15 protein-coding genes are annotated in these 18,552 nt (G+C 62.5%); 9 read left to right on the forward strand and 6 right to left on the reverse strand.

Features of this window, described 5'->3' with window-relative positions; all coding sequences use genetic code 11:
* Positions 1-367: 367 nt before the first annotated feature.
* The gene (locus J5M71_RS03005) at positions 368-1,786 is read left to right on the forward strand and encodes an amino acid permease (protein WP_172827514.1); all 1,419 of its coding nucleotides are present in this window, start codon (positions 368-370) and stop codon (positions 1,784-1,786) included.
* Between the two features lie 176 nt (positions 1,787-1,962).
* Here J5M71_RS03005 and J5M71_RS03010 read toward each other — a convergent pair whose 3' ends face one another.
* Complete coding sequence (locus J5M71_RS03010; protein WP_207829551.1) at positions 1,963-2,847, reverse strand: LysR substrate-binding domain-containing protein; 885 nt, start codon at positions 2,845-2,847, stop codon at positions 1,963-1,965.
* Positions 2,848-2,998: 151 nt separating this feature from the next.
* Between J5M71_RS03010 and J5M71_RS03015 the strand changes: the two genes are divergently transcribed.
* Positions 2,999-6,019 (forward strand): FAD-binding and (Fe-S)-binding domain-containing protein, encoded by a 3,021-nt coding sequence (locus J5M71_RS03015; protein WP_207829553.1) that lies wholly within the window; start codon positions 2,999-3,001, stop codon positions 6,017-6,019.
* Positions 6,020-6,159: 140 nt separating this feature from the next.
* On the opposite strand, the gene J5M71_RS03020 is transcribed toward J5M71_RS03015, so the two are convergent.
* The 4 genes from J5M71_RS03020 to phhA form a co-directional block, all read right to left on the reverse strand.
* Positions 6,160-7,356 carry an MFS transporter gene (locus J5M71_RS03020; RefSeq protein ID WP_207829555.1) on the reverse strand — a complete coding sequence of 399 codons (1,197 nt, stop codon included), beginning with the start codon at positions 7,354-7,356 and terminating at the stop codon, positions 6,160-6,162.
* A 91-nt stretch (positions 7,357-7,447) separates the two neighbouring features.
* A complete protein-coding gene (locus J5M71_RS29535; protein ID WP_256202935.1) occupies positions 7,448-7,576 on the reverse strand; it encodes a hypothetical protein in 129 nt (42 codons plus the stop codon).
* Positions 7,577-7,867: 291 nt separating this feature from the next.
* The gene (locus J5M71_RS03025; protein ID WP_003254532.1) at positions 7,868-8,224 is read right to left on the reverse strand and encodes a 4a-hydroxytetrahydrobiopterin dehydratase; all 357 of its coding nucleotides are present in this window, start codon (positions 8,222-8,224) and stop codon (positions 7,868-7,870) included.
* A gap of 39 nt (positions 8,225-8,263) precedes the next feature.
* The gene (gene phhA / locus J5M71_RS03030) at positions 8,264-9,052 is read right to left on the reverse strand and encodes a phenylalanine 4-monooxygenase (protein WP_003260109.1); all 789 of its coding nucleotides are present in this window, start codon (positions 9,050-9,052) and stop codon (positions 8,264-8,266) included.
* A gap of 256 nt (positions 9,053-9,308) precedes the next feature.
* Here phhA and J5M71_RS03035 point away from each other — a divergent pair, with 256 nt between their 5' ends.
* Positions 9,309-10,868, forward strand: a complete 1,560-nt coding sequence (locus J5M71_RS03035; RefSeq protein WP_063912891.1) for a sigma-54-dependent transcriptional regulator — start codon at positions 9,309-9,311, stop codon at positions 10,866-10,868.
* Positions 10,869-11,023: 155 nt separating this feature from the next.
* Here J5M71_RS03035 and J5M71_RS03040 read toward each other — a convergent pair whose 3' ends face one another.
* Positions 11,024-11,278 (reverse strand): DUF2790 domain-containing protein, encoded by a 255-nt coding sequence (locus J5M71_RS03040; RefSeq protein ID WP_003260110.1) that lies wholly within the window; start codon positions 11,276-11,278, stop codon positions 11,024-11,026.
* 396 nt (positions 11,279-11,674) lie between these two features.
* Between J5M71_RS03040 and acs the strand changes: the two genes are divergently transcribed.
* The 6 genes from acs to argR all read left to right on the forward strand — a co-directional run bounded on the left by acs (position 11,675) and on the right by argR (position 18,308).
* A complete protein-coding gene (gene acs / locus J5M71_RS03045) occupies positions 11,675-13,636 on the forward strand; it encodes an acetate--CoA ligase (protein ID WP_207829557.1) in 1,962 nt (653 codons plus the stop codon).
* Between the two features lie 547 nt (positions 13,637-14,183).
* Entirely contained in the window at positions 14,184-14,969 is a 786-nt protein-coding gene (locus tag J5M71_RS03050) for an ABC transporter substrate-binding protein (protein ID WP_075045965.1), read from the forward strand.
* Positions 14,970-15,057: 88 nt separating this feature from the next.
* On the forward strand, positions 15,058-15,747 hold the full coding sequence (locus J5M71_RS03055; protein ID WP_003260113.1) for an ABC transporter permease: 690 nt from the start codon (positions 15,058-15,060) through the stop codon (positions 15,745-15,747).
* The gene (locus J5M71_RS03060) at positions 15,744-16,442 is read left to right on the forward strand and encodes an ABC transporter permease (RefSeq protein WP_063912889.1); all 699 of its coding nucleotides are present in this window, start codon (positions 15,744-15,746) and stop codon (positions 16,440-16,442) included. The genes J5M71_RS03055 and J5M71_RS03060 overlap by 4 nt, the downstream gene beginning before the upstream one ends.
* 22 nt (positions 16,443-16,464) lie before the next feature.
* A complete protein-coding gene (locus tag J5M71_RS03065; RefSeq protein WP_025340127.1) occupies positions 16,465-17,229 on the forward strand; it encodes an ABC transporter ATP-binding protein in 765 nt (254 codons plus the stop codon).
* A 98-nt stretch (positions 17,230-17,327) separates the two neighbouring features.
* The gene (argR, locus tag J5M71_RS03070) at positions 17,328-18,308 is read left to right on the forward strand and encodes a transcriptional regulator ArgR (RefSeq protein WP_207829567.1); all 981 of its coding nucleotides are present in this window, start codon (positions 17,328-17,330) and stop codon (positions 18,306-18,308) included.
* Positions 18,309-18,552: the final 244 nt, after the last annotated feature.

Here is an 18,552-nt window from a genome sequence, read left to right on the forward strand (position 1 = left end):
GTGTTATAGCCGTCATTGCCGTGTGCAAAAGCCTGTCCACAGAGCCAGGCTGACAAAACAACAAATGGAGGCGCCATGTACGCCGATCACTCCGCCTTTCAAGGCCCACACCACAGGATCGCTGCGTTTTTTCCCAAGGAAACGATGCAACGCGTTGACGCCTGCGCGTTTGCAGGGGTATACAGTGCGCCGCGTTTTACCTGTGACTCCTTTGCGTACCGCGCACTCTTGATCACGCCTGGTTGACCCGCCCCGGCGGCACCTGAGGTCAAGAAACCCAAGGTAATCACCTTGCCCATTCCGCTGCGCCACGAGCGCGGTGGGTCCGATTCCGTCACAGATAAAAACAATGCAGGTGACTTCGTTCATGAGTGGACAAAACATGCATTCAGGCGAGCTCAAGCGGGGCCTGAAGAACCGCCATATCCAGTTGATCGCCCTCGGTGGTGCGATTGGTACCGGCCTGTTCCTCGGCTCGGCAGGCGTGATGAAATCCGCTGGCCCGTCGATGATCCTTGGCTACGCCATCTGCGGCTTCATCGCCTTCATGATCATGCGCCAGCTCGGCGAAATGATCGTCGAAGAGCCGGTGGCCGGCTCGTTCAGCCATTTCGCCCACACCTACTGGGGTGGTTTCGCCGGCTTCCTGTCAGGCTGGAACTGCTGGGTGCTGTACATCCTGGTGGGCATGTCGGAGCTTTCGGCGGTCGGCAAGTATGTTCACTACTGGTGGCCGGAGATCCCCACCTGGGTCACGGCGGCAGCGTTCTTCGTGCTGATCAACGCCATCAACCTGATGAACGTGAAGTTCTTCGGTGAGGCCGAGTTCTGGTTTGCCATCATCAAGGTGGTGGCCATCGTCAGCATGATCGGCCTGGGTGCCTACCTGCTGACCAGCGGCAGCGGCGGCCCTGAAGCCACCGTGGCCAACCTGTGGTCGCATGGCGGCTTCTTCCCCAACGGTGTCAGCGGGCTGGTGATGGCCCTGGCCTTCATCATGTTCTCCTTCGGTGGCCTGGAAATGCTCGGTTTCACCGCCGCCGAGGCCGACAAGCCGAAGACCGTGATTCCCAAGGCGATCAACCAGGTCATCTACCGTATCCTGATCTTCTATGTCGGTGCCCTGGTGGTGCTGCTGTCGCTGACCCCGTGGGACAACCTGGTCGCCAGCATCGATGCGTCCGGTGGCAGCTACGGCAGCAGCCCGTTCGTACAGGTGTTCTCGCTGCTGGGCAGTGACGTGGCCGCCCACCTGTTGAACTTCGTGGTCTTGACTGCGGCACTGTCGGTGTACAACAGCGGCACCTACTGCAACGCCCGCATGCTGCTGGGCATGGCCGAACAAGGTGACGCCCCGGCGGCGCTGGCCAAGGTCGACAGCCGCGGTGTACCGGTGCGTTCGATCCTGGTGTCGGCAGCCGTGACCCTGATTGCCGTGCTGCTCAACTACCTGATGCCGTCGAATGCGCTGGAACTGCTGATGTCGCTGGTGGTGGCCACCCTGGTGATCAACTGGGCGATGATCAGCTACTCGCACCTGAAGTTCCGCCAGCACCTGGACCGCACCGGCCAGAAGCCGCTGTTCAAGGCGCTGTGGTACCCCTATGGCAACTACATCTGCCTGGCGTTCGTGGTGCTGATCCTGGGCATCATGCTGATGATCCCGGGTATCCAGGTTTCCGTGTATGCAATCCCGGTGTGGCTGTTCGCCATGTTCGTGGCCTACATGATCAAGCCGCGTCGCAAGGCGCAGGCTGTTGGGGCGGCTGGTAGCGTGGCCCGATAAGGCGCTACAGGTAGCCTATGAAAAACCCGAAGTCAGGAACTGGCTTCGGGTTTTTTATTGCCTGTACCGGCCTCTTCGCGGGTAAACCCGCTCCCACAGGGATATCACCTGACCCGAGAGCAGCGCTACATCTGTGGGAGCGGGTTTACCCGCGAAGAGGCCGGCACAGCCAGAAATCAGATCTGCTCCAGCAACCAGCTACGAAACGCCCGCAGCGACGGCAACGCCTCATTCCTCGGCGGGTAGATCAGGTAATAACTGCGCTGGCTGGCAAATGCCCCCCCAGGGCTGTACAGCTCACCCTTGGCCAGTTCCTCCTCCACCAGTATGCGCGGCACCAGGCCGATGCCAATCCCGGCCCGTACCGCCTGGATCAGGTGCGAGGTCAGTTCGAAGCTCGGCCCCAGGCGCATCGCCCGGTGCGCCAGGCCATGGTGCGAGAACCACTCGCCCCAGGCATGCGGGTTGTTGGCCACATTCAGCAGCACCTCTTCACTGATGCGTGCCGGGCTCCAGCCCTGGCTGTCCGCGCCAGCCTCCGGCGGCAATATCACCACCAGTTCCTCGGCATGCAGCCGATGACAGACCAGCCCCGGCAGGTCGTGGCTGGCCACGCCGATGGCGGCGTCGATTTCGCTGGTGTCGAAGTTGATGGCTTCGATACGTGAATGAATGTGCACCAGCATGCCCGGGTGGGCGCTGTAGAACGCATGCAGCCGTGGTAGCAGCCATTTCGAGCCGAAGGTGGGCAGGGTGGCCAGGCGCAAGGTGCCCACCCCCGACTGGTAGGCCAGTGCCTGCAAGGTGGCGCTGCGGATGCGCCCGAGTGCCTCGCTGAGCTCGCGCTGGTACAGGCGACCTACATCGGTCAGCTGCACCTGGCGCCCTTCGCGGCGGAACAGGGTCAGGCCCAGCTGCTGCTCCAGTGCCTGCACCTGGCGGCTGACCGCGCTCTGGGTCAGCGACAGCTCGGCGGCGGCGCGGGTGTAGCTTTCATGCCGGGCGGCGGCCTCGAAAGCCAGCAGCAGCGACATGGATGGGGTCAGGTGGCGGTAATTCATTCATGAAAGTCATCGATAGCGGCAGGATTATCCGTTTGCCCCTGAAGCGAAACTACAGGAACATTGGCTTATACGTCATCCCTGCATGTCATTATCCATGCCGGAACGACAGGAATCCCGTGATTAGCCAATATCAAGAGGCCATCCTTCGATGATCGCCCAGCTGCCGACCATTGCCCCGAGCGCCAATTACCCCGAATTCCTCGAAGCCCTGCGCAACAGCGGCTTCCGTGGCCAGATCAGTGCCGACTACGGCACCCGCACGGTGCTGGCCACCGACAACTCGATCTACCAGCGCTTGCCGCAGGCGGCGGTGTTCCCGCTGGACGCCGACGATGTGGCGCGGGTCGCCACGCTGATGGCCGAGGCGCGCTTCCAGCAGGTCAAGCTGACCCCGCGCGGCGGTGGCACCGGCACCAACGGCCAGTCGCTGACCGACGGTATCGTCGTCGACCTGTCGCGGCACATGAACAAGATCCTCGAAATCAACGTCGAGGAACGCTGGGTACGGGTGCAGGCCGGTACGGTCAAGGACCAGCTCAACGCCGCGCTCAAGCCGCACGGGCTGTTCTTCGCCCCCGAGCTGTCCACTTCCAACCGCGCCACTGTCGGCGGCATGATCAACACCGATGCCAGCGGTCAGGGCAGCTGCACCTATGGCAAGACCCGTGACCACGTACTGGAACTGCACAGCGTGCTGCTCGGTGGCGAGCGCCTGCACAGCCTGCCGATCGACGATGCCGCGCTGGAACAGGCCTGTGCCGCGCCCGGCCGGGTCGGCGAGGTGTACCGCATGGCGCGCCAGATCCAGGAAACCCAGGCGGATCTCATCGAAACCACCTTCCCCAAGCTCAACCGTTGCCTGACCGGCTATGACCTGGCGCACCTGCGCGACGAGCAGGGCCGCTTCAACCTCAACAGCGTGCTGTGCGGTGCCGAGGGCTCGCTGGGCTATGTGGTCGAGGCCAAGCTCAATGTGCTGCCGATCCCCAAATATGCCGTGCTGGTCAACGTGCGCTACACCAGCTTCATGGATGCCCTGCGTGACGCCAATGCGCTGATGGCGCACAAGCCGCTGTCGATCGAGACCGTCGACTCCAAGGTGCTGATGCTGGCGATGAAGGACATCGTCTGGCACAGCGTCGCCGAGTACTTCCCGGCCGACCCCGAGCGCCCGACCCTGGGCATCAACCTGGTGGAGTTCTGCGGCGACGAGCCGGCCGAGGTCAATGCCAAGGTGCAGGCGTTCATCCAGCACCTGCAGAGCGACACCAGCGTCGAGCGCCTGGGCCACACCCTGGCCGAGGGTGCCGAAGCGGTAACCCGCGTCTATACCATGCGCAAGCGTTCGGTGGGCCTGCTGGGCAACGTCGAGGGTGAGGTACGCCCGCAACCGTTCGTGGAAGACACCGCGGTACCGCCAGAGCAACTGGCCGACTACATTGCCGACTTCCGTGCGCTGCTGGATGGCTACGGCCTGGCCTACGGCATGTTCGGCCACGTCGATGCCGGCGTGCTGCACGTGCGCCCGGCGCTGGACATGAAGGACCCTGCCCAGGCCGCACTGGTCAAGCCGATTTCCGACGCCGTGGCGGCACTGACCAAAAGCTACGGAGGCTTGCTGTGGGGCGAGCACGGCAAGGGCCTGCGCTCGGAATACGTGCCGGAGTACTTCGGCGAGCTGTACCCGGCGCTGCAGCGCCTGAAGGGCGCTTTCGACCCGCACAACCAGCTCAACCCGGGCAAGATCTGCACCCCGTTGGGCAGTGCCGAGGGCCTGACCCCGGTCGATGGCGTGACCCTGCGCGGCGACCTCGACCGTACCATCGACGAGCGCGTGTGGCAGGACTTCGGCAGCGCCGTGCACTGTAACGGCAACGGCGCCTGCTACAACTACGACCCCAACGACGCCATGTGCCCGTCGTGGAAGGCCACCCGTGAACGCCAGCACTCGCCCAAGGGCCGCGCCTCGCTGATGCGCGAATGGCTGCGCCTGCAGGGCGAGGCGAACATCGACGTGCTGGCGGCAGCGCGCAACAAGGTGTCCTGGCTCAAGGGCCTGCCGGCGCGGCTGCGCAACAACCGCGCGCGCAGCCAGGGCCAGGAAGACTTCTCCCATGAGGTGTACGACGCCATGGCCGGCTGCCTGGCGTGCAAGTCGTGCGCCGGGCAGTGCCCGATCAAGGTCAACGTGCCGGACTTCCGCTCGCGCTTCCTCGAGCTGTACCACGGCCGCTACCAGCGCCCGTTGCGTGACTACCTGATCGGCTCGCTGGAGTTCACCATCCCGTACCTGGCCCATGCGCCCGGGCTGTACAACGCGGTGATGGGCTCGAAGTGGGTGAGCAAGCTGCTGGCCGACAAGGTCGGCATGGTCGACAGCCCGCTGATCAGCCGCTTCAACTTCCAGGCTACCCTGACCCGCTGCCGCGTCGGCGTGGCCAGCGTGCCGGCCCTGCGTGAACTGACCCCGGCCCAGCGCGAGCGCAGCATCGTGCTGGTGCAGGATGCCTTTACCCGTTACTTCGAGACGCCGCTGTTGTCGGCCTTCATCGACCTGGCGCACCGCCTGGGCCACCGGGTGTTCCTGGCGCCTTACAGCGCCAACGGCAAGCCGCTGCACGTGCAAGGCTTCCTCGGTGCGTTCGCCAAGGCGGCGATCCGCAACGCCACCCAGCTCAAGGCCCTGGCCGACTGCGGCGTGCCGCTGGTGGGCCTGGACCCGGCGATGACCCTGGTGTATCGCCAGGAGTACCAGAAAGTACCGGGCCTGGACGGTTGCCCGCAGGTGCTGTTGCCGCAGGAGTGGTTGATGGATGTGCTGCCGGAGCAGGCAGCGACCGCGCCGGGCAATTTCCGCCTGATGGCGCACTGCACCGAGAAGACCAACGTGCCGGCCAGCACCAGGCAGTGGGAGCAGGTGTTCGCTCGCCTGGGCCTGAAGCTGGTGACCGAGGCGACTGGCTGCTGCGGCATGTCCGGTACCTATGGGCACGAGGCGCGCAACCAGGACACCTCGCGGACCATCTTCGAGCAGTCGTGGGCGACCAAGCTGAACAAGGAAGGCGAGCCGCTGGCCACGGGCTACTCGTGCCGCAGCCAGGTCAAGCGCATGACCGAACGGCAGATGCGCCACCCGCTGGAAGTGGTGCTCCAGTACGCCCGGCGCTGACCTTCAGGGCCTCGGGGGCTGCCTTGCAGTCCTCCTGGTTTACGCCGTCCCTGTAGGAGCAGCCTTGCGCTGCGAAGAGGCCGGTAGAGCCAATAGGTTTTCTTCGGCAGTAATGGCCTCTTCGCAGCACAAGGCTGCTCCTACAAGTCCCGTGCATGCCTTGAAGATGATGCCTGCCGATACAGATACAGACTCAACACCAACCCACAAGCCGCCGCCGCCGCGGCAAACAGAAACATCGAAGCAAAACCGAACCCCGCCGCCACCGCGCCCACCAGCGGCCCGGTCACCCCCAGCGACAAATCGATGAACAGCGAATACGCCCCCACCGCCGCCCCGCGGTTGGCCGCCGACACCTGGTTCACCGCCTCCACCCCCAGTGCCGGGAACACCAGCGAGAAGCCGAACCCGCTCAGCGCGGCCCCCGCCAAGGCCATTTCGGCGTTGGGCGCCAGCCACAACATCAGCAGCCCAAGCGTTTCCACCGACAGGCAGGCGATCGCCACCCGGAACCCGCCAATCCGGTTGATCAGGTTGCCGAACAGCAGTCGCGCGCTGATGAAGCTGGCGCCGAACAGGCTCAGGGTCAGCGCTGCATTGGCCCAGCCGTGGCTGGCGTAGTACAAGGTGATGAAGGTGGCGATGGTGCCAAAGCCGATCGAGCCCAGGGCCAGCCCCGAGCCGTGCGGGAACACCTTGCCCAGCACCCGCAGGAACGGCAGGCGCACGCCACTGACGATCGGCGCGGCTTGCCTGGGCCACGCCAGCAGCAACCCGAGTGCACACAGCAGGATGATGCTCACGCCCATGCTCCACAGCCCCAGGCCCTTGACCATCAGCACGCCCAGCGGGGCGCCGATGGCCAGTGCGCCATAGCTGGCGATGCCGTTCCAGGAGATGACCTTGGCCGTGTTTTCAGCGCCCACCCGGCCAATGCCCCAGCCAATCGCACCGGAGCCCACCAGGCTTTCGGCACTGCCGAGCACCAGGCGGCCTAGCAGCAGGCAGGCCAGGCTCAGCCACGGCAGGTGGGTGAGGAAGGCGCAGGCCAGCATGAACACCCCGCTGAGCCCGCAGCCGGCCAGGCCATACATGACCGCCTTCTTGCTGCCGTGGTTGTCGATGATGCGGCTGGCGGTGGGGCGGCTGAGCAGGGTGGCGAGGTATTGCACGCTGATCACCAGGCCCGCGACCACGGCACTGAAGCCCAGATCGTTGTGCACATAGCCGGGCAATACGGCCAGCGGGATGCCGATGTTCAGATAGCCGATGAAGGTGAAGAGGACGATGGAGACGACTTGCAGGGTGACCGCAAGGGGGCGCGGTGAGTGGGGCATGAGGGCCTACGTGGATTCTGGACGGTGTGAAAACGTGATGACGGGGGTGGCCCGCAGGTCAGCCGTTTTCACACAGTCGGGGGATGCGCGGTTATTCCTGGTCAGCGCTGGATTGATCGTCACCATCCTGCTCGACGGCAGTTGCCGGTTCGGCGTGAACGGTCACGGTTGGCTCTTCTGGGTTCAGGCTTGGGAAGGGAAGATTCGGGATTTCATGCATCTCGTCGTTCCTCGCAAGTGTGAGTGAAAAGTCTGCGCCAGGCGCGTTTGAAGCTTCGCAAAGCTGGGGCAGGATACACAAGTCTGGATGACAGTTTGGGTTTTTTACCGATCGTTTGTCGGTTTTGCGGGCGAACAGCGGACATTTTTCCTTCAAAAAACTGGGGCCGCTTCGCGCCCCTTCGCGGGCTTGCCCGCTCCCACAGTGATCGCGAAAATCAAGGATTACGCGGTCCCTGTGGGAGCGGGCAAGCCCGCGAAGGGGCGCGAAGCGGCCCCAATTCCCAAGCGGTTACTTGCGGCCTTCAGCCGTCTCCGCCACCTTGTCGGTGCGCGCGCACATGATGAAATCATTGCGGTGCAGGCCTTTGATCGAGTGGCTCCACCAGGTCACGGTGACCTTGCCCCACTCGGTCAGCAGGCCCGGGTGATGGCCTTCGGCCTCGGCGATCTCGCCCACGGCATTGGTGAACGCCAGGGCGTGCTTGAAGTTCTTGAACAGGAACACGCGCTCCAGCTCCATGTGGCCGTCACGTACTTCGATGTTCCAGTCCGGGATTTCGCGAATCAGCTCGGCCAGTTCTTCGTCGGTGACCTTTGGTGCGTCGGCGCGGCAGGCTTCGCAATGGGCTTGGTTCAAGGCATTCATGTGGTGTTTTCCGGTTCGAGTTGTTATCGGCAAGGTCGCTCAGGCAGCGACCTTGGGTGGAAACTTCGGTGCGTGCAGGCCCAGCTGCATGGCTTTGTGAACCATGCCCATGATGTCTTCGTGGGCCAGGTCGAACAGGCGCTTCATGTTCGGCAGTACGAAATACAGCGGCTGCAGGATATCGATGCGGTACGGTGTGCGCATGGCCTCGATCGGGTCGAAGGCCTGGTGCTCAGGCTCGCCAGACAGGCTGTAGACGGTCTCTTTTGGCGACGAAAGGATACCGCCACCATAGATCTTGCGGCCCTGCGCGGTTTCCATCAGGCCGAACTCGATGGTCATCCAGTACAGGCGCGCCAGGTATACGCGTTGTTCCTTGGTCGCGGCCAGGCCGAGCTTGCCATAGGTGTGGGTGAATTCGGCGAACCAGGGGTTGGTCAGCAGCGGGCAGTGGCCGAAAATCTCGTGGAAGATGTCGGGCTCTTGCAGGTAGTCCAGTTCTTCCGGGGTGCGGATGAAGGTGGCCACCGGGAAGCGCTTGCTGGCCAGCAGTTCGAAGAAGGTCTGGAAGGGGATCAGTGCCGGTACCCGGGCAACCTGCCAGCCGGTGGTGGCGCCCAGCACCTTGTTGATCTCGCCCAGTTGCGGAATGCGGTCATGGGGCAGCTTGAGCTGGTCGATGCCGTCCAGGTATTCCTGGCAAGCGCGGCCTTCGATCACTTTCAGCTGACGGGTGATCAGGGTGTTCCATACCGCATGCTCTTGCTGCGGGTAATCGATAAAACCATGCGCATCGGGCTCGCGTGCCACGTATTGCGTCTGTTTCATGTGGCTCTCCTGGTGAGGGCTTTTCTTGTTATGTGCAGGACATGCCTAAGGAATATCCCTTCGCTAGCCGCTTTGCACGGGGGTGGGCCACTGGCGGGGTCGGCTACTGGGGGTGATTTCGTAACGATAATTTTACAAAAAGGCGCAGGTGTCGGAAAATCCGAGGCATCTGGCTGATGCTTCGGCTGTTTTTGTCAGCTTATCTTTACGACTTTTCCGCGCGATGTTGAAAAACATTGGCGCTTCGAGAGCCCTCATGCGTATCAAAGTGCATTGCCAGAACCGCATTGGCATCCTGCGCGACATCCTCAACCTGCTGGTGGAATACGGCATCAACGTGCTGCGCGGCGAGGTGGGTGGTGACCATGGCAACGCCATCTACCTGCATTGCCCGAACCTGATCAATTTGCAGTTCCAGGCGCTGCGGCCGAAGTTCGAGGCCATCGCCGGAGTGTTCGGCGTCAAGCGTGTGGGGCTGATGCCCAGCGAGCGTCGGCACATGGAGCTGAATGCGTTGCTGGGGGCGCTGGACTTCCCGGTGCTGTCGATCGACATGGGTGGCAGCATCGTCGCCGCCAACCGTGCCGCTGCGCAGCTGCTGGGGGTGCGAGTGGACGAGGTGCCAGGCATGCCGCTGGCGCGTTATGTGGAGGACTTCGACCTGCCGGAGCTGGTGCGGGCCAACAAGTCGCGTATCAACGGCCTGCGCATCAAGGTCAAGGGTGATGTGTTCCTGGCCGATATCGCGCCGCTGCAGTCCGAGCACGACGACAGCGAGGCACTGGCCGGTGCAGTGTTGACCCTGCACCGCGCCGACCGTATCGGTGAGCGCATCTACAACGTGCGCAAGCAGGAGCTGCGCGGTTTCGACAGTATCTTCCAGAGCTCGCGGGTGATGGCGGCGGTGGTGCGTGAGGCGCGGCGCATGGCGCCGCTGGATGCGCCATTGCTGATCGAGGGTGAGACCGGCACCGGCAAGGAGTTGCTGGCGCGTGCCTGCCACTTGGCCAGCCCGCGCGGCCAGTCGCCGCTGATGGCACTCAATTGCGCCGGGTTGCCCGAGTCGATGGCCGAGACCGAGTTGTTCGGTTACGGCCCCGGGGCCTTCGAAGGGGCGCGGGCCGAGGGCAAGCTGGGGCTGCTGGAGCTGACCGCCGGTGGCACGCTGTTCCTTGACGGGGTAGGGGAGATGAGCCCGCGCCTGCAGGTAAAGCTGCTGCGTTTTCTGCAGGATGGCTGCTTCCGCCGCGTAGGCAGCGATGAAGAGGTGTACCTGGATGTGCGGGTGATCTGCGCGACCCAGGTGGATTTGTCCGAGTTGTGTGCCCGTGGCGAGTTTCGTCAGGACCTGTATCACCGGCTCAATGTGTTGTCGCTGCACATTCCGCCATTGCGCGAATGCATGGATGGCCTGGAAGGGCTGGTGCAGCACTTTCTCGATCAGGCCAGCCGGCAGATCGGCTGCGCCATGCCGCGCCTGGCGCCGGCAGCGATGGACAAACTCAGCCAGTACCATTGGCCGGGTAATGTCAGGCAGTTGGAAAACGTGTTGTTCCAGGCAGTTTCGTTATGCGAAGGCGGTGTGGTTAAAAGTGAACATATACGTTTGCCGGATTATGGTGTGCGTCAACCGCTGGGTGAGTTTTCGCTGGACGGGGATCTTTCGCAGATTGTCGGGCGCTTTGAAAAAGCGGTGCTGGAAAGTTTGATGGGGGAATTCCCGAGTAGTCGGGCTTTAGGGAAAAGACTGGGTGTTTCACATACCACGATTGCCAACAAGTTGAGAGATTATTCGTTGGGCAAGTCAGTGGATTAAGTAGTCGTTAATTAATAACCTGTTAATCAGTCGGTGGCTGCTTCGCGGGTAAACCCGCTCCCACAGGTATAGCGCTGGACTCAAGGCAGGCACTGTTCCTGTGGGAGCGGGTTTACCCGCGAATGGGGCCCGCAGGGCCCCCAATTCACAAGGTGTCAGCCGTTGGAGCAGCCGTTCCCCATCACGCGGTATTCGAGAATGTGCTTCTGGCCCTTGGAGTCCTCGTAGGTCATGCGCGCTGGCACGACTTCGCACACATTGGGCACTTCGCTCATGGAAATGACGCGGGCAATGTCCAGGTGCTGCGAGTAACTGTACTGTTCAACCGGAATCTGCTCGGCATCTTTGGCTTCGCCGGCCATCGCCGCGCCGCAAAGACTGCCAAGTACCAATACCAGTAAAGCTTTCATTTTCTATTTACCTGTCTAAGGTCGTGAGGGGGCACGCGGCGCTTATGGCGCCGCGAGTATTGCTGGTTTTAACTATCGGGTTTGGATGGGGATTAACGTTGCCTTCGTGGGGGCTGTTACCAGTTGTTAATCGCCTTGCCGTTGCTGGCGAGGTGAATTTTATGGCTGGGGCCCAGGCTGAAACAGTGGCTCTTTTGATAAAGTGTTTTGACAGAATCTGTAACAATCCTCGGGCAAACGGCCCCATTTTTCCTCGTCAGGGCTGGAAGGCGCATTCCAGAGCGCTTTGTCAGAACGGGCGTACCAAATTACTACCAACGTCGAATGGTTTTTGTCGCTCTGGTACAGTTACAAACGGTTCCATACAAAAACAACTATTACACCGAGGTAACACAGATGAGTGCGGCTCCACTGTATCCCGTTCGTCCCGAGGTTGCGGCCACCACCCTGACCGACGAGGCCACCTACAAGGCCATGTACCAGAAATCGGTGATCAACCCGGACGGCTTCTGGCGCGAGCAGGCCCAGCGCATCGACTGGATCAAGCCGTTCACCAAGGTCAAGCAGACCTCCTTCGATGACCATCACGTCGATATCAAATGGTTCGCCGATGGCACTCTGAACGTGTCCTCCAACTGCCTGGACCGCCACCTCGAACAGCGCGGCGACCAGCTGGCCATCATCTGGGAAGGCGACGACCCTTCCGAGCACCGCAACATCACCTACCGCGAACTGCACGAGCAGGTCTGCAAGTTCGCCAACGCCCTGCGTGGCCAGGATGTGCACCGGGGTGACGTGGTCACCATCTATATGCCGATGATCCCCGAGGCCGTGGTCGCCATGCTGGCCTGTGCCCGTATCGGTGCTATCCATTCGGTGGTGTTCGGCGGCTTCTCGCCCGAGGCACTGGCCGGCCGTATCATCGACTGCAAGTCCAAGGTCGTGATCACCGCCGACGAAGGCGTGCGCGGCGGCCGACGTACCCCGCTAAAGGCCAACGTCGACCTGGCGCTGACCAACCCTGAAACCAACAGCGTGCAGAAAATCATCGTGTGCAAGCGCACCGGTGGCGACATTGCCTGGCACCAGCACCGTGACATCTGGTACGAAGACCTGATGAAAGTGGCCTCCAGCCACTGCGCGCCGAAAGAGATGGGTGCCGAGGAAGCGCTGTTCATCCTTTATACCTCCGGTTCCACCGGCAAGCCGAAGGGCGTGCTGCACACTACCGGTGGCTATCTGGTATATGCCGCGCTGACCCATGAGCGCGTGTTCGACTATCGCCCGGGCGAGGTGTACTGGTGCACCGCCGACGTGGGCTGGGTCACTGGCCACAGCTACATCGTCTACGGCCCGCTGGCCAATGGCGCCACCACCCTGCTGTTCGAGGGCGTGCCGAACTACCCGGACATCACCCGTGTGTCGAAGATCATCGACAAGCACAAGGTCAACATCCTGTACACCGCGCCAACCGCCATCCGCGCGATGATGGCCGAGGGCGAGGCCGCGGTTGCCGGTGCCGATGGCTCCAGCCTGCGTCTGCTTGGCTCGGTGGGTGAGCCGATCAACCCTGAAGCCTGGAACTGGTACTACAAGGCTGTGGGCAAGGAGCGTTGCCCGATCGTCGACACCTGGTGGCAGACCGAGACGGGCGGCATCCTGATCAGCCCGCTGCCGGGCGCTACCGGCCTCAAGCCGGGCTCGGCAACCCGTCCGTTCTTCGGCGTGGTGCCAGCGTTGGTGGACAACCTGGGCAACCTGATCGAAGGTGCCGCCGAGGGCAACCTGGTAATCCTCGATTCCTGGCCGGGGCAGTCGCGCTCGCTGTACGGCGACCACGACCGTTTCGTCGACACCTACTTCAAGACCTTCCGTGGCATGTACTTCACCGGCGACGGTGCGCGCCGCGACGAGGATGGCTACTACTGGATCACCGGCCGCGTGGATGACGTGCTGAACGTGTCCGGTCACCGCATGGGTACTGCCGAGATCGAAAGCGCCATGGTGGCGCATGCGAAAGTGGCCGAGGCGGCGGTGGTGGGTGTGCCGCACGACATCAAGGGGCAGGGTATCTATGTGTATGTCACCCTCAATGCCGGTGTCGAGGCCAGCGAGCAGTTGCGCCTGGAGCTGAAGAACTGGGTGCGCAAGGAAATCGGCCCGATCGCCTCGCCGGATGTGATCCAGTGGGCGCCGGGGCTGCCGAAGACTCGTTCGGGCAAGATCATGCGCCGCATCCTGCGCAAGATTGCCACGGGTGAGTACGGTGCCCTGGGCGACATCTCGACGCTGGCCGACCCGGGTGTGGTGCAGCACCTGATCGATACCCACAAGGCCATGAGCCTGGCTTCGGCCTGATAGCGAAGCAGGGCGCACGCTGAAGGCTTTGTGCGCTCCCACAGGGTAAGGCGTGTGCTGTACCTGTGAGATCAGCCAATAAGAACCCCGTCCGGGCAACCGGCGGGGTTTTTTGCTTTACTGTTACCCGACATTCATCGGTAACTGTTCTGTCACCGGCCCCGCACCCTATCGGGGCGCCAGGAAACAATTGCGGCCCGTTTCGGTGCGTTCCCGCAGCCATTTTTTGCAACACAGCACGCTGCACTTGCCGTACTACAAGGCTTTGCCAATAATAGGCCCGGGAATTGCTAGGTCTATAGGTTCTATTTCTTGCGCTTTTGCATATTTTGCAATGGCTGTCAACATTGCCCGCTGCGGTTTCAAGCGCTTCTGTAAGTAGTTGTCGCTTTGAAGAAATATCGACTACCGGGCTGTCGTTAAAATGCCACTCACTCGCTCGTGGTCTGCGGCCTTGGTCGAACCCTGCGCGGCTCGCGTTGTACCCATTCGCATATCGGGCAGCCGTTACCTGCCTTGTATTGCCCCGTACCGATGGAGTTACCTGATGAAGAAGCTCGCACTGCTTGGCGCCCTGGCGCTGTCCGTGTTTTCCCTGGTGTCGCAGGCCGATGAAAAGCCGCTGAAAATCGGCATCGAAGCCGCTTACCCACCCTTCGCCTTCAAGCAGCCAGACGGCAGCATCGCCGGTTTTGACTACGACATCGGCAACGCCCTGTGCGAAGAGATGAAAGCCAAGTGCACCTGGGTCGAGCAGGAGTTCGACGGCCTGATCCCGGCGCTGAAAGTGCGCAAGATCGACGCCATCCTGTCGTCCATGTCGATCACCGAAGACCGCAAGAAATCGGTCGACTTCACCAAGCGCTACTACCTGACCCCGGCGCGCCTGGTGATGAAGGAAGGCACCGCTGTCAGCGATAGCCTGGATGAACTCAAAGGCAAGAAGATTGGTGTGCAGCGCGGCTCGATCCATGACCGCTTCGCCAAGGAAGTGCTGGGCGCCAAAGGTGCGACCGTGGTTCCTTACGGCACCCAGAACGAAATCTACCTGGACGTTGCGGCTGGCCGCCTCGATGGCACCGTGGCTGACGCCACCCTGCTGGAAGACGGTTTCCTCAAGACCGACGCCGGCAAGGGCTTCGCCTTCGTAGGCCCGTCCTTCACCGACGCCAAGTACTTCGGTGACGGCATCGGCATTGCCGTGCGCAAGGGTGACAAGGCCAACGTCGACCGCATCAACGCGGCCATCGACGCCATCCGTGCCAACGGCAAGTACAAAGAAATCGAGAAAAAGTACTTCAACTTCGATATCTACGGTCCAGACTCGAACTAAGACGTCGGGTTTCACCTGTGCAATGGTGCAAACAGCAGAGGCTCTGAGGTTTGCACCATTTTTCATTCTCTAGGTCGAGGACCTCATCATGTTGAAAGGCTACGGGGCAGTCATCCTCGACGGGGCGTGGCTGACGCTTCAGCTCGCCCTGTCGTCGATGGCCCTGGCCATCGTGCTCGGCCTGATCGGTGTGGCGCTGCGCTTGTCGCCGGTGCGCTGGCTGGCCTGGCTGGGCGATCTGTATTCCACGGTGATTCGTGGCATTCCGGACCTGGTCCTGATCCTGCTGATCTTCTACGGCGGTCAGGACATCATCAACCGGGTGGCGCCGCTGCTCGGCTATGAAGACTACATCGACCTGAACCCGCTGATCGCGGGTATCGGTACCCTGGGCTTCATTTTTGGCGCCTACCTGTCGGAAACCTTCCGCGGTGCGTTCCTCGGTATTCCGAAAGGCCAGGCCGAAGCGGGCGTGGCGTACGGCATGAGCAACCGCCAGGTGTTCTTCCGCATCCAGGTGCCGCAAATGATTCGCCTGGCGATCCCGGGCTTCACCAACAACTGGCTGGTGCTGACCAAGGCCACCGCGCTGATCTCGGTGGTGGGCCTGCAGGACATGATGTTCAAGGCCAAGCAGGCGGCTGACGCCACCCGCGAGCCTTTCACCTTCTTCCTGGCGGTGGCGGCCCTGTACCTGGTGCTGACCAGCATCTCGCTGCTGGCCCTGAAGTATCTCGAGCGCCGCTACTCGGTGGGCGTCAAGGTGGCTGAACTATGATCTTCGACTACAACGTCGTCTGGGAGGCATTGCCGATGTACTTCGGCGGCCTGCTGACCACCCTCAAGCTGCTGGCGATTTCGCTGTTCTTCGGCCTGCTGGCGGCCATTCCGCTGGGCCTGATGCGGGTGTCCAGGCAGCCAGCGGTCAATTTCGTGGCGTGGCTGTACACCTACGTGATCCGCGGCACGCCAATGCTGGTGCAGCTGTTCCTGATCTACTACGGTCTGGCGCAGTTCGAGGCGGTGCGCGAAAGCTTCCTCTGGCCGCTGCTGTCCAGCGCTACCTTCTGCGCCTGCCTGGCATTCGGCATCAACACCAGCGCCTACACCGCCGAAATCATCGCCGGCAGCCTCAAGGCCACGCCCCATGGCGAAATCGAGGCGGCCAAGGCCATGGGCATGTCGCGCATGAAGATGTACCGGCGCATCCTGCTGCCGTCGGCCCTGCGCCGGGCGCTGCCGCAGTACAGCAACGAAGTGATCATGATGCTGCAGACCACCAGCCTGGCGTCGATCGTCACCCTGATCGACATCACTGGCGCTGCGCGCACGGTCAATGCCCAGTACTACCTGCCTTTCGAGGCCTACATCACGGCGGGCGTGTTCTACCTGTGCCTGACCTTCATCCTGGTGCGCCTGTTCAAGATGGCCGAACGCCGCTGGCTCGGCTACCTGGCGCCGCGCAAGCACTGACCGCTTTGTGAGAATCGACAGCATGTACAAACTCGAAGTCCAAGACCTGCACAAGCGCTACGGCAGCCATGAAGTGCTCAAGGGCGTGTCCCTGTCGGCCAAGGCAGGCGATGTCATCAGCATCATCGGCTCCAGCGGTTCGGGCAAGTCGACCTTCCTGCGCTGCATCAACCTGCTGGAGCAGCCGCACGCCGGCAAGATCCTGCTCAACAATGAAGAGTTGAAGCTGGTGCCGGGCAAGGACGGCGCGCTCAAGGCTGCCGACCCGCGTCAGCTGCAGCGTATGCGCTCGCGCCTGTCGATGGTTTTCCAGCACTTCAACCTGTGGTCGCACATGACTGCGCTGGAAAACATCATCGAAGCGCCGGTCCATGTGCTGGGCGTGAACCGCAAGGAGGCCCTGGAAAAGGCCGAGCACTACCTGGCCAAGGTTGGTGTCGCGCACCGCAAGGACGCCTTCCCTGGGCACATGTCCGGCGGTGAGCAGCAACGGGTGGCCATTGCCCGGGCGCTGGCCATGGAGCCGGAGGTCATGCTGTTCGACGAGCCGACCTCGGCGCTGGACCCGGAGCTGGTGGGCGATGTGCTCAAGGTGATGCAGGCGCTGGCCCAGGAAGGCCGCACCATGGTGGTGGTGACCCACGAAATGGGCTTTGCCCGCGAGGTGTCCAACCAGCTGGTGTTCCTGCACAAGGGCCTGGTGGAAGAAACCGGTTGCCCGCGCGAAGTGCTGGCCAACCCGCAGTCGGAGCGCCTGAAGCAGTTCCTCTCCGGCAGCCTGAAGTAAAAACTGCATTTTTGCACCAGAATAGGGCATGCTGCGCGGCGAGCGCAGCCTGACCCGGCGCACAGACTCGAACGACCTCAGGTTTCGGACCGCACCCTATGACCACCCAGCGAATCGGTTTTCTCATCTGGCCCAGCACCAGGCCCCTGACCCTGGCGCTGGCCGAGGAAGTGTTGCTGGTGGCGCAGCGGGTGCATCCGGAGGTGGCCTATGAACTGGTCTTCTTGCAGGCGGAGCCGGCGCAGGAGGGCAGCTGGCGTCTGCCGGGCGAGGCGTGGAATGGTCGCCTGGATGGGTGTCACAAGCTGTTTCTGGTGGCCGACGAGCCGCCATCGGCGGTGGGGGCGGCGTTGTCGGCGGCGCTCAAGCAGCTGGCGCGCAGTGGCTGCATGATCGGCGGCCTGTCGGCCGGGGTTTATCCCCTGGCGATGCTGGGCATGCTCGACGGTTACCGCGCTGCGGTGCACTGGCGCTGGCAGGATGATTTTGCCGAGCGCTTCCCCAAGGTCATCGCCACCAGCCACCTGTTCGACTGGGACCGCGATCGCCTGACTGCCTGTGGCGGCATGGCCGTGACCGACCTGCTGCTGGCGGTGCTGGCCCGTGACCATGGGGCGGAGCTGGCCGGGGCGGTGTCGGAGGAGCTGGTGGTCGAGCGCATCCGCGAGGGTGGCGAGCGCCAGCGCATTCCGCTGCAGAACCGCCTGGGTTCGAGCCATCCCAAGCTGACCCAGGCGGTGCTGCTGATGGAGGCCAACATCGAAGAACCGCTGACCACCGACGAAATTGCCCAGCACGTGTGCGTGTCGCGCCGGCAGCTGGAGCGCATCTTCAAGCAGTACCTGAACCGCGTGCCGAGCCAGTATTACCTGGAGCTGCGGCTGAACAAGGCGCGCCAGATGCTGATGCAGACCAGCAAGTCGATCATCCAGATCGGGCTGTCCTGCGGCTTCTCGTCGGGGCCGCATTTTTCCAGTGCCTACCGCAACTTCTTTGGCGCAACGCCGCGGGAAGACCGTAACCAGCGGCGCAGCAGCAGCCCGTTCGAACTGAGCTCGGCGCCTGCCGAAAAAGGCTGATATTTCCTTATCCTGTGCCGGCCCTTTCGCGGCTGAAGCCGCTCCCACAGGGGGGCGCACAAGCTTCAAATCCTGCGCAGGTCGTGTGGGAGCGGGTTCACCCGCGAAGGGGCCAGTGCAGGCAGCACCATTTCTCTCGGGGCTGTGCGGTGTTTGAAACCTGTGCGGTCCATGTGGGAGCGGGCGTGCCCGCGAATGGGCCAGCACAGGCAACCACGCTTCTACATGTGAACACCCGTTCACC

The organism is Pseudomonas sp. 43(2021) (assembly GCF_017490805.1).
Lineage (GTDB): Bacteria > Pseudomonadota > Gammaproteobacteria > Pseudomonadales > Pseudomonadaceae > Aquipseudomonas.

Bases quoted from the DNA above. Each gene is read 5' to 3' on its own strand.
- J5M71_RS03040 (WP_003260110.1), bottom strand. From the start codon at position 11,278: ATGAAAGCTTTACTGGTATTGGTACTTGGCAGTCTTTGCGGCGCGGCG.
- J5M71_RS03020 (WP_207829555.1), bottom strand. From the start codon at position 7,356: ATGCCCCACTCACCGCGCCCCCTTGCGGTCACCCTGCAAGTCGTCTCC.
- J5M71_RS03025 (WP_003254532.1), bottom strand. From the start codon at position 8,224: ATGAATGCCTTGAACCAAGCCCATTGCGAAGCCTGCCGCGCCGACGCA.
- argR (WP_207829567.1), top strand. From the start codon at position 17,328: ATGACCACCCAGCGAATCGGTTTTCTCATCTGGCCCAGCACCAGGCCC.
- J5M71_RS03060 (WP_063912889.1), top strand. From the start codon at position 15,744: ATGATCTTCGACTACAACGTCGTCTGGGAGGCATTGCCGATGTACTTC.
- J5M71_RS03035 (WP_063912891.1), top strand. From the start codon at position 9,309: ATGCGTATCAAAGTGCATTGCCAGAACCGCATTGGCATCCTGCGCGAC.
- acs (WP_207829557.1), top strand. From the start codon at position 11,675: ATGAGTGCGGCTCCACTGTATCCCGTTCGTCCCGAGGTTGCGGCCACC.
- J5M71_RS03050 (WP_075045965.1), top strand. From the start codon at position 14,184: ATGAAGAAGCTCGCACTGCTTGGCGCCCTGGCGCTGTCCGTGTTTTCC.
- J5M71_RS03010 (WP_207829551.1), bottom strand. From the start codon at position 2,847: ATGAATTACCGCCACCTGACCCCATCCATGTCGCTGCTGCTGGCTTTC.
- J5M71_RS03005 (WP_172827514.1), top strand. From the start codon at position 368: ATGAGTGGACAAAACATGCATTCAGGCGAGCTCAAGCGGGGCCTGAAG.
- J5M71_RS03065 (WP_025340127.1), top strand. From the start codon at position 16,465: ATGTACAAACTCGAAGTCCAAGACCTGCACAAGCGCTACGGCAGCCAT.
- J5M71_RS03015 (WP_207829553.1), top strand. From the start codon at position 2,999: ATGATCGCCCAGCTGCCGACCATTGCCCCGAGCGCCAATTACCCCGAA.
- J5M71_RS03055 (WP_003260113.1), top strand. From the start codon at position 15,058: ATGTTGAAAGGCTACGGGGCAGTCATCCTCGACGGGGCGTGGCTGACG.
- phhA (WP_003260109.1), bottom strand. From the start codon at position 9,052: ATGAAACAGACGCAATACGTGGCACGCGAGCCCGATGCGCATGGTTTT.
- J5M71_RS29535 (WP_256202935.1), bottom strand. From the start codon at position 7,576: ATGCATGAAATCCCGAATCTTCCCTTCCCAAGCCTGAACCCAGAAGAG.